This window comes from Acinetobacter sp. F9, from assembly GCF_019195275.1.
GTDB lineage: Bacteria > Pseudomonadota > Gammaproteobacteria > Pseudomonadales > Moraxellaceae > Acinetobacter > Acinetobacter pseudolwoffii.
The window spans coordinates 296,700-308,139 of sequence record NZ_CP078068.1; the positions used below are offsets into that span (position 1 = coordinate 296,700).

At 45.4% G+C, this 11,440-nt stretch carries 8 protein-coding genes; 3 read left to right on the top strand and 5 right to left on the bottom strand.

Features of this window, described 5'->3' with window-relative positions; all coding sequences use genetic code 11:
• On the top strand, positions 1–943 hold a 943-nt coding region (locus tag KT990_RS01375; RefSeq protein WP_218208999.1), incomplete at its 5' end, for an electron transfer flavoprotein-ubiquinone oxidoreductase.
• A 300-nt stretch (positions 944–1,243) separates the two neighbouring features.
• Here the strand turns inward: KT990_RS01375 and KT990_RS01380 are convergent.
• From KT990_RS01380 to betI, 5 genes are all read right to left on the bottom strand, one after another.
• Positions 1,244–3,442: an OsmC domain/YcaO domain-containing protein gene (locus KT990_RS01380; protein WP_218209000.1), complete on the bottom strand. Its 2,199-nt coding sequence runs from the start codon at positions 3,440–3,442 to the stop codon at positions 1,244–1,246.
• Between the two features lie 365 nt (positions 3,443–3,807).
• On the bottom strand, positions 3,808–4,578 hold the full coding sequence (locus tag KT990_RS01385; RefSeq protein WP_100357599.1) for a hypothetical protein: 771 nt from the start codon (positions 4,576–4,578) through the stop codon (positions 3,808–3,810).
• 147 nt (positions 4,579–4,725) lie between these two features.
• On the bottom strand, positions 4,726–6,393 hold the full coding sequence (gene betA, locus KT990_RS01390) for a choline dehydrogenase (RefSeq protein WP_218209001.1): 1,668 nt from the start codon (positions 6,391–6,393) through the stop codon (positions 4,726–4,728).
• 15 nt (positions 6,394–6,408) lie between these two features.
• Positions 6,409–7,884: a betaine-aldehyde dehydrogenase gene (gene betB, locus KT990_RS01395; RefSeq protein ID WP_218209002.1), complete on the bottom strand. Its 1,476-nt coding sequence runs from the start codon at positions 7,882–7,884 to the stop codon at positions 6,409–6,411.
• A 14-nt stretch (positions 7,885–7,898) separates the two neighbouring features.
• Positions 7,899–8,486, bottom strand: coding sequence for a transcriptional regulator BetI (gene betI, locus KT990_RS01400; RefSeq protein WP_005170886.1), 588 nt, complete (start codon positions 8,484–8,486; stop codon positions 7,899–7,901).
• Between the two features lie 260 nt (positions 8,487–8,746).
• On the opposite strand from betI, the gene KT990_RS01405 reads away from it, so the two are divergent.
• Together KT990_RS01405 and KT990_RS01410 are read left to right on the top strand one after the other, a co-directional pair.
• The gene (locus KT990_RS01405; RefSeq protein WP_159138107.1) at positions 8,747–10,783 is read left to right on the top strand and encodes a choline transporter; all 2,037 of its coding nucleotides are present in this window, start codon (positions 8,747–8,749) and stop codon (positions 10,781–10,783) included.
• 30 nt (positions 10,784–10,813) lie between these two features.
• On the top strand, positions 10,814–11,422 hold the full coding sequence (locus KT990_RS01410) for a MarC family protein (protein WP_005170876.1): 609 nt from the start codon (positions 10,814–10,816) through the stop codon (positions 11,420–11,422).
• Positions 11,423–11,440 lie beyond the last annotated feature (18 nt).

Here is an 11,440-nt window from a genome sequence, read left to right on the forward strand (position 1 = left end):
CGCTGAAAACAATCAGGTGACTTTGGGTATGATCGTGGATCTGTCCTACACCAATCCGCATATTTATCCATTTATGGAAATGCAGCGCTGGAAAACCCATCCTCTGATTAAACAATATCTGGAAGGCGGCAAGCGTATTTCTTATGGCGCACGTGCCGTGACCAAAGGTGGCTTTAACTCACTGCCTAAATTTACCTTCCCGGGTGGCTCTTTAATTGGTGATGATGCAGGTTTCCTGAACTTTGCCAAAATCAAAGGTTCACATACGGCAATGAAGTCCGGCATGCTCTGCGGCGAAGCGGTATTTGAAGCGATTGCGGCTGGTGTGGAAAAAGGCGGTGATCTGGCGGTTGCGCGTGTAGTTGAAGGCGAAGATTTCTTTGTCAAAGAACTGACCGCCTATAAAGACAAGTTTGATGCAAGCTGGCTGAAAGAAGAGTTATATAACTCACGTAACTTTGGCCCGGCAATGCATAAATTCGGTCAATGGATCGGTGGTGCATTTAACTTCATTGATCAGAACGTGTTTAAAGTACCGTTTACCCTACATGATCTGGTACAAGACCATGCGGCACTGAAAACTCAGGCGGCTGAAACGTTTAAACCGAACTATCCTAAACCGGATGGCAAGCTGACCTTTGACCGTCTGTCTTCAGTATTTGTATCCAATACCGTACATGAAGAAAACCAGCCTGCGCATTTAAAGCTGACTGATGCTTCGATTCCGGTGGAAGTGAACTTACCGAAATGGGATGAGCCGGCACAGCGTTACTGCCCGGCAGGTGTATACGAAATCATGGAAAATAATGACGGTTCCAAGCGTTTCCAGATCAATGCAGCCAACTGTGTGCACTGCAAGACCTGTGATATTAAAGATCCGTCTCAGAACATCACCTGGGTAACACCGGAAGGTGGCGGTGGTCCAAACTATCCAAATATGTAATTTGGATAGTTCTTGTGAATTAAAAAAATATATCTATTTCTCTGATTCACTTACCCAATCTTGAAGCAGTTCGTACTAACTCTTCACTTTAATTTTTTAGGTAATCCCAGTTCTCTCGAGAGCTGGGATTAATAAATTTTAAAGTAAATCAAAATAAGCCTGTATCACTCTATCTATTGAAATGAGATAGGAAAATAATCTGGTTTATGTCGTGCTGAAAAAATGGCTGACCCGAAGCCGGATCAGCCATTTTAAAATCAGACCTGAACGACTAAAATTTGAGTCATTCAGGGAATTGATTTATTTTGCCACAAACTTGGCACGCGCAGCATGCAGTTTTTTATAGCTATCAATCAGGCGTAAATGACGATCCAGACCTTCAAGCTTCATACTGGTTTCGCTCAAACCATGGAAACGTACTGTGCCTTCAACTGAAGCCATAACCGCGTCCATACGTGCATCACCAAACATACGGCGGAAGTTATGTGCATAATCTTCCAGTTCCATCTCGTCATCAAGCAATACTTCAAGTACGACATTCATGCACTGGTAGAACAGGCCACGTTCAACGGTATTGGTATTGAACTGCAAGAACTGCTCAACCAGATCTTTGGCTTCTTCAAATTGTTGCAGCGCAAGATAAATTAACAATTTTAATTCTAAAATCGTTAATTGGCCCCATTCGGTATTTTCATCGAATTCAACCCCGATCAAGGTTTTGATCTCGGTATAGTCATCCAGCTCACATTCTTCCAGACGCTCTACCAGCGCCTCAAGCTGTTCTTCATCCAGACGATGCAAGTTCAGGATATCTTCACGGAATGCCAAAGCCTTGTTGGTATTATCCCAGATCAGATCTTCGACCAGATAGATTTCAGAATAGCCTGGCACCAGGATACGACAAGCCGTTGCACCTAAATGTTGATAAACCGCCATATAGGCTTCATGACCGAGCTCTTCCAGAATGCCGAATAAAGCTGAAGCTTCATCTGCATTGGAGTTTTGACCATGGTTGGTGAAATCCCATTCCACAAATTCATGATCTGCTTTGGCACTAAAGAAACGCCAAGACACCACACCACTCGAATCGATAAAGTGTTCGACATAGTTGTTTGGTTCAGTCACGGCATTTGAACTAAAGGTTGGTTTTGGCAGGTCATTCAGACCTTCAAAGCTACGACCTTGCAACAATTCAGTCAGGCTGCGTTCAAGTGCCACTTCAAAGTTTGGATGCGCACCAAAAGAGGCAAACACACCGCCAGTGCGCGGGTTCATCAAGGTCACACACATTACCGGGAATTGGCCGCCTAATGAAGCATCTTTGACCAGCACCGGGAAGCCCTGTTCCTCTAAACCTTTAATGCCTTCCACGATTTTTGGATATTTTGCCAGCACCTGTTCAGGCACATCCGGTAAAGCCAGTTCACCTTCAATAATTTCACGCTTGACTGCACGTTCAAAGATTTCTGACAGGCATTGCACCTGAGCTTCAGGCAAGGTATTCCCTGCACTCATGCCGTTACTTAAGTAAAGGTTTTCAATCAGATTTGATGGGAAATAAACAGTTTCACCATCAGAGTGCCGTACAAATGGCAGTGAACAAATGCCGCGTTCGGTGTTGCCCGAGTTGGTGTCATAAAGATGAGTACCTAAAAGTTCATCTTCAGGATCATAAATTTCAAGCGTGTATTCGTCTAAGACTTCCTGTGGAAGTTCGCCATTTGGACCCGGCTTAAACCATTTTTCATCTGGATAATGTACAAATTCTGCATTGGCAATGTCTTCACCCCAGAACTGGTCGTTATAAAAGAAGTTACAGTTCAGACGCTCGATGAACTCGCCCAGTGCCGAAGCCAGCGCACTTTCCTTGGTTGACCCTTTACCATTGGTAAAGCACATTGGCGACTGCGCATCACGAATATGCAATGACCATACATTTGGTACGATGTTGCGCCATGATGCGATTTCAATCTTCATGCCCAGACCGGCCAGAATGGCAGACATATTGGCAATGGTTTCTTCCAAAGGCAGATCTTTGCCCGGAATGAAGGTGCTGTTTGCCGAGGCCAGACTTGGCATTAACAAGGCTTGCGCATCGGCATCAATGCTTTCGACTTCTTCAATTACAAATTCAGGGCCAGTCTGAATAACTTTCTTGACGGTACAGCGATCAATCGAGCGCAAAATGCCTTGACGGTCTTTTTCTGAAATATCAGCCGGCAGCTCAACCTGAATTTTAAAAATCTGTTTATAACGGTTTTCAGGATCGACAATATTGTTTTGTGACAGGCGAATATTTTCGGTCGGAATATCCCGTGCTGCACAATATACTTTGACAAAGTAAGCTGCACAAAGTGCCGATGAGGCCAGAAAATAATCGAATGGACCGGGAGCGGAACCATCGCCTTTGTAACGAATCGGTTGATCGGCAATCACCGTGAAGTCATCAAATTTGGCTTCTTGGCGCAGATTGTCGAGATAATTGACCTTGATTTCCATGTGGACACCTAAATGTTCTTATGTGCCGCCATGGACAAATAAGATGCTGAATCTGAATGTACAAGCCGAATCACGCAGGAGAACTTGACTTAAAAATAAATCAGGGTAATAACGTAGTCATGAGACTACGGCGAACCCTTTAAGAATGGGCGCTATTATAGAGTCATTTGATGAAATTGATAACGTTTGTGAGTTTTTCCGCGATATTTTCTATAAAGCTAAGAAATAGGAACAACATGAATCAACACATTTAAAATTTGTGACGATCCATGTGTTGCTTTTAATATCGAATGAGCGCTTCTGATGTAGCTTTAAAATATGTATAGACAGATTAACAATAATTTCATCTTCTAAGCTTTAAGGCCTTAAAAATCATAGCTTAAACCGAATAAAGCCAGATTTCGCTGCTTGTCACCGTAGCGGTCATAGCCCCCCAGCAGATATTCGCCTGACACACTTAATTGAGGCAAGATTGCATAACTCAGTCCAGCAGACGCATAACGGAAGGCATGCTGTTTTTGGGTATCGCCCAGTTCTCCACCTTCATATTTGCCTTCATCATTAAAATAGCTACCTGCAGCAGTCAGACTGGCATTCACACGATCATTCAATTGATGGTTCAGATTCAGCGTATAAAAGGTATCGCCCTGATTGGCATAGGCCACATCATAAAGATAGGTCGATACGCTCGCGCCAATACTGGTTTTTTCATCCAGCATACGGCTGACATTTAAACCCAACTCATTACCGGTGGTGTTTTCGCCCCCTGGATAATAGTAGGTGGCATTCCAGAAATCCCAATCATAATGTTCCGAGCTGTGCGTATAACCGACCAGAAAATCATGCTCGAATTTATCGGTGCTATGCCCTTTGCGTCCTTGCACCTCAGCATAGGAATAACCCAATGTGGAACCCCAATAGCCCACATAAAAGTTGCCATAGGCCAAATTCAACCCTGCTTGTAGTGCAATATTATCGTCTTCCGGTGCATTGCTTAAACCGCGTGATACATATTTAGACACCACGCTCAGGTTGCCACTTGCTTGTATTTGATTGTTTTGAACGTCATTTGCAAAACTACAAATACTGGAAAATGTGACACAGCCGAAGAGCAAAGTTTGATTTAAGATTCTCATAAAATATAAAATTCTTTTTAGGTAAATAAAAGGGCTGAACACATGATGCAGCCCTACTTAAAGATTGATTAATATCAAAATATACAGCTTATTTTAACGCATAATTAATATAAGTTTATGCCTATTTCCACCTGTAAAATAGAAATTTCAAGCTTGGCTTGAGACTCGAGCTGCCTGATAAAACGGCGCAGTCGATGCAGCTAAAGCCGGATTTCCCCGAATATGATCTGCCAGTTTTTCGGCCATCATGATGGTGGTGGCATTCAAATTTCCGGTAATAATTAAGGGCATGATGGAAGCGTCAATGACTCTGACACCCTGCATTTCATGTACCCGGCCATAACCGTCCACAACTGCCATATCATCCTCGCCCATTTTACAGCTAGAAGATGGGTGATAGGCGGTTTCAGCATGATTACGCACAAACTCGTCAATCTGGGCATCTGTCTGTACAGTTTGACCCGGACTGATTTCTTCACCCCGATAAGGATCAAGTGCCGGCTGGTGCATAATTTCCCGGGTAATCCGGATGGCATCCCGGAATTCGCGCCAATCCTGCTCGGTACTCATATAGTTAAATAAAATACTTGGATGCTCAAACGGATCTTTGGATTTGAGTTGTATACGCCCGCGGGAGGGTGAACGCATCGAACCGACATGCGCCTGAAAACCATGCTCATGAATGGCATTGGTTCCATTATAGTTAATTGCAATCGGCAGGAAATGATACTGGATATTGGGCCAGTCGAACTCGTCGGAGGAGCGGATAAAGCCACCTGCTTCAAACTGATTACTGGCACCAATACCTGTGCCTAGAAATAACCATTCAGCACCAATCATCGGCTGGTTATACCACTTTAAGGCGGGATAGAGACTGACCGGTTTTTTACACTGGTATTGCAGGTACATTTCCAGATGATCCTGCAAGTTTTCGCCCACACCCGGCAAGTCCTGAACGACCGGAATGTCCAGACTTTTTAATAATGCGGCAGGACCCACACCTGAACGCTGCAAAATTTGCGGGGAAGCAATCGTCCCGGCACACAGCAGAACTTCTTTATCGGCAAAGACCTGAATGGGTTGTAAGGCATTTTGACCTTCAAAATATTCCACGCCAATCGCCTGCTTCTGGCTAAACAGAATTCTATTGGTCATGGCATGGGTAATAATAGTGAGATTGTCGCGCCCTTTGGCCATATCCAGATAACCGCGCGCGGTACTGGAACGGCGGCCTTGCGGAGTCACGGTACGATCCATCGGGCCAAAGCCTTCCTGCTGATAGCCATTTAAATCGTCCGTTCGTGGATAACCGGCCTGTACACCAGCTTCGATCATGGCATGAAACAGCTCATTATTATCATTTTTTGGTGTTGCGACTGAAACTGGCCCGGCATCGCCATGATAGTCATTGCCGCCAATATCGCGTGTTTCCGCCTTTTTATAATAGGGCAGACATTCTGCATAGCTCCAGTGTTCCAGACCTTTCAAGCTGGCCCACTGTTCCAGATCCATGGCATTGCCGCGGATATAACACATGCCATTAATCAGCGATGAGCCACCAAGGCCTTTACCACGTCCGCATTCCATGCGGCGATTATTCATATGTGGTTCAGGATCGGTCAGATAGGCCCAGTTATAACGGCGTCCCTGTAAAGGATAAGCCAAGGCTGCCGGCATCTGGGTTCTAAAATCCAGACGATAATCCGGCCCGCCCGCCTCTAATAGCAAGACTTTGGTATCCGGATCCTCAGTCAATCGAGCAGCCAGCACATTTCCGGCCGAGCCTGCCCCGATAATAATATAATCATAGTTCATAAGGCTGGACCCTCTTTATGCGCTAAACACGGACTGGAATGGGTTCAACTCCACCTGAACCGATTTGGTCTGGGTATATTGCTGCAAAGTCACAATACCATTTTCACGTCCAACTCCTGAGTGTTTATAACCACCGACTGGCATTTCTGCTGGAGATTCGCCCCAGGTATTTATCCAGCAAATTCCGGCTTCAATCTGATGAATGATACGATGCGCACGGGCAAGGTCAGGCGTGACAACACCCGCAGCCAGTCCGTACTCGGTCGCATTGGCACGGCGAATGACTTCCTCTTCAGAGTCATAGCTTAAAATGCTCATGACAGGCCCAAAGATCTCATGCTGGACGATACTCATATCATCCCGGCAGTCACTAAATACCGTGGGCAAGACGTAGGCACCTTTGGCCAAATCACCTTGTGTGGCACGGCCACCACCACAAAGTAATCGTGCCCCTTCGATTTTGCCCTGCTCGATAAATTTCAGTACTTTCTGCATATGCGCAAAACTGGAGACTGGCCCAAAATTGGTTTCCGGATCGAGCGGATCGCCTATACGGATATGAGGAATACGCTGCAAGATTTTTTCTTCAAAAGCCGCTTTTAAGGTATAGGGAATGAATACCCGGGTGCCGTTGGTACAGACCTGACCTGAGCTGTAAAAATTGGCCATCATGGCAATGTCAGCGGCAAGATCAAGATCGGCATCTTCACAGATAATCAGGGGAGATTTCCCACCGAGTTCCATGGTGACTTCTTTCAGGCTGGAATCTGCGGCTTGCGCCATGACTTTTTTACCCGTGGCAACACCACCGGTAAACGAGACTTTAGCAATATCCCGATGTGCAGTTAAATAAGCGCCAATCTCGCCACTGCCAGTCACGACATTAAATACCCCGTGCGGCACACCGGCTTCGGTATAGATTTCAGCCAGTTTCAGTGCGGTCAAAGGCGTGGTTTCACTGGCCTTAAAAATCATGGCATTGCCTGCTGCCAGTGCTGGTGCAGATTTCCATAATGCAATCTGGATTGGATAATTCCAGGCCCCGATGCCGGCCACAACACCCAAAGGCTCACGACGGGTATAAATAAATGAAGTCTCTCGCAGTGGAATCTGCTGTCCTTCGAGGGCTGGCAAGATGCCGGCATAATATTCGAGGACATCTGCACCAGTCGCAATATCTACCGTAGAGGTTTCACTCCAGGCTTTACCGCTGTCGAGACTTTCAATACGCGCCAGTTCATCACTACGTTCGCGTAAAATAGCGACTGCTTTATTTAAAATCCGGGAGCGCTCGATCGCCGTCATTGCAGCCCAGACCTTCTGCCCTTTTTGTGCAGATTCGACGGCACGATCAATGTCTTCTTTGCTGCAGATCTGGATTTCCGCCAGGATCTCACCAGTTGCAGGGTTGATGCTTTCAAAGCTGCGATGCGATGTTGCATCGACATATTGGCCGTGAATATAAGGACGCTGTAAATGATAGGTAGTCACTGTAATTCCCTCGCCTATTTGTGTGATTTCAATTGCTGCTGGATAAACTGGCTACACAGTTCGATCGGCATTTCTGGATCAATCTCGCCACTGATCAGTGCTCCACGTAGCCAGAAACCATCAATCAGTGCAGCTAGCCCTTGTGCCGCTTTTTCTGCTTCTGATTTGGACAGCACTTTCATAAATTCGTGCTTGAGATTGGAATGTAAGCGGTAATGGTTAACCTGTTGCAACCGATGCAAGTCCGGTTGATGCAAGCTGCTCGCCCAAAATGCCAGCCAGACTTTCATAGCGGCCTTATTGGTTTGAGGTGCAGCAAAATTACCCCGTACAATGGCAAGCAAACGTTGCTCAGGTGTGGCATCCACCTGGGTCTGCATCTCTGCCACGGTTTTACCTAACTGCTGCAATAAATAACGCATTGTTGCTTCAATGAGGCCATTTTTCCCGCCAAAATAATGGCTTATGATGCCGGTCGAAACACCGGCACGTTGTGCAATCTGGCTGATTGAGGTTTCTGCAAAACCTAGTTCATTTACAGCAGCTAGGGTCGCGTCAATAAGCTGTTGACGGCGGATCGGTTGCATACCAACTTTTGGCATAAGACTAACCTGAATAACGAATCTATAAATCGGACTCATGCTGCAATAGCAGAATGAGGTAACATTAAAAAACGTTTTTTTAATTGAACGATCAATTAATAAAAATTATAGTGCCTAGCAACCTCAGATGTACAGCGCAGTTTGTTTTGGATTTGCAAATGTTTGTAATTGATTCGGCTTTGACTCTTTAAGTGTCGAACCCTGTGTCAAATCGAACTGCGCTGTAAATCACATGACAATAAAACTACGGTCACAGATTTATGCAAAAGAAAACTGAACAAGTGCAGGATAGTCTGAATAAAGTGGTGTTTTATGTTTCAGCAACACTTATTCTGCTTTTTTCTCTCGTCACGATTTTATTCAATCAACAGGCCAATCTGGTCATCACCAATATTCTGAACTGGGTCAGTCGTACATTTAGCTGGTATTACCTGCTGGCTGCCACTTTGTATCTGGTGTTTATTATTTTTATTGCCTGTTCACGTTATGGGGAAATTAAATTAGGGCCTAAACATTCCAAGCCTGAATTTAGTTTATTAAGCTGGTCAGCCATGTTGTTTTCTGCCGGAATCGGGATTGACCTGATGTTCTTCTCGGTGGCGGAACCTCTCTCGCATTATATGAATCCACCCGTCGGTGAAGGCCAGACTTTCGAGGCGGCTCGCCAGTCCATGGTCTGGACCCTGTTCCACTATGGTTTAACTGGCTGGAGCATGTATGCACTGATAGGTGTGGCCCTGGGCTATTTCAGTTATCGTTATAACCTGCCACTGACCATCCGTTCAGCACTCTATCCGATTTTTGGTAAAAAGATTCATGGTCCGATTGGGCATACGGTCGATACTGCGGCAGTACTCGGCACGATTTTCGGTATTGCGACCACCTGCGGTATTGGTGTGGTCCAGCTCAATTACGGCCTGCATGTGCTATTTGATTTACCGGAAAACCTGTGGGTACAGACCGGATTAATCGCAGTCGCGGTGATTATTACCATTATTTCTGTTGCATCCGGTGTCAATAAAGGCATCCGCGTCCTTTCAGAAATTAATATTTATGTCTCGATTGGCCTGTTACTGTTTATTTTAATGATGGGCAATACCGAATTCTTGCTGGCCGCCCTGATTCAGAACTTTGGTGACTATATCAGTCAGTTTCCAAAGCTGTCCTTAACCAGTTTTCCATTTGAGCAACCTAAAGAATGGATGAATAGCTGGACTTTGTTCTTCTGGGCCTGGTGGATTGCCTGGTCTCCTTTTGTCGGGCTGTTTCTGGCGCGTATTTCACGTGGACGAACCATCCGTGAGTTTGTCGCCGGCACCTTGATTATTCCCCTATTATTTACCCTGACCTGGTTATCTATTTTTGGTAATAGTGCACTCCATAGCGTCATGTTTGATGGCAATACTCAACTGGCGACCACAGTCCTGGAAAATCCGGCACATGGTTTCTATGACTTGCTGGCGCAATATCCTGGCTTTAGCTTTATCGCAGGGATCGCGACCATTACCGGTTTGTTGTTCTATGTCACTTCTGCGGATTCTGGCGCTTTGGTACTGGGGAATTTCACCACTAAATTTACCAATATCGAGCATGATTCACCGCGCTGGCTGAGTATTTTCTGGGCCATTGCGATTGGCTTGCTGACTTTGGCGATGCTGATGGCCAACGGTGTTACAGCCTTGCAAAACACCACCATTATTATGGGACTGCCTTTTAGCTTTGTGATTTTCTTTGTCATGGCGGGCCTGTATAAATCCCTGCGTCTGGAAGATTTCCGTCAGGCCAGTACCAGTATGAATGCGGCACCTGTGGTCGGAAACGTGGACATCTTTAACTGGAAAAAACGGCTGAGTCGGGTGATGTTACATCCAAGCCTGCCCCAGACCCGAAGCATGCTAAATGAGGTGTGCAAACCGGCTATTGAGGCTGTTGCAGCCGAACTCATCACTAAAGGTGTGCATGTTGATGTACAGGAAAAACCGGTAGAGGATGAACCGGAACTCTATCATCTGGATCTGATTATTCAGCTCGATGAAGAAGAAAATTTTGTTTATGAAATCTGGCCGGTGCGTTATGACACCCCAAACTTCAGTTCGCGCGGGAAACGTGCCAAACGTTATTACTATCGTCTGGAAAGCTATCTGTTTGAAGGTTCGCAAGGCAATGATCTGGTCGGTTATAGCAAGGAACAGGTCATTAACGACATTCTGGATAAATATGAACGTCATATGATGTATCTGCATATTAACCGTATCAGTCCGGGTACACGCCCGCTGTTTCCAGACCGTGAAAATTAATACCGTCCAAGGCCCTAGAAGGAATCGATAATGTCAGAAAGCTTACATGCCTTTGCCCTGTTCTTCTCTTTACTCAATCCATTTTTGATGAGTATTTATATGCTCGGAATTATCCGTAATTCCGAAGCCAAAGTCTTTAACATGGCATTGATTCAGGGCAGCCTGATCAGCTTTATCGTCTTTATTATTTTTGCCAAGACCGGTGAAGCATTCTTTCAGGAAGTACTGCATGTCCGCTTTGAATCTTTCCAGATTTTTGGCGGTATCATCTTTCTGGTGATTGGTTATCGCTATGTCTTTGAAGGTGCCGATACCATTGGCGTGATGCGCGGCGCACCTCATCATCTGGCAGGCACCATTGCCATGCCCTTTATGATTGGGCCGGGCACCATTTCAGCGGCGGTGATCACCGGGATTCAGCTCAGTTTATGGCAAACCATGCTGGTGATTTTTCTTACCCTGTTTTTGACCTGTAGCCTGCTGATTCTAATGAAATATCTGCATGATCATTTGCAGCATAAATATTCCAACTACATAGATTTATATGTGGATATAGTCGGGCGTGTTGCTGCGCTGCTGATCGGTACCATTGCGATTGATATGATTGTCACTGGCGTTACTGGAATTATCCAAAGTTAATGGTTGAATTAATCATAT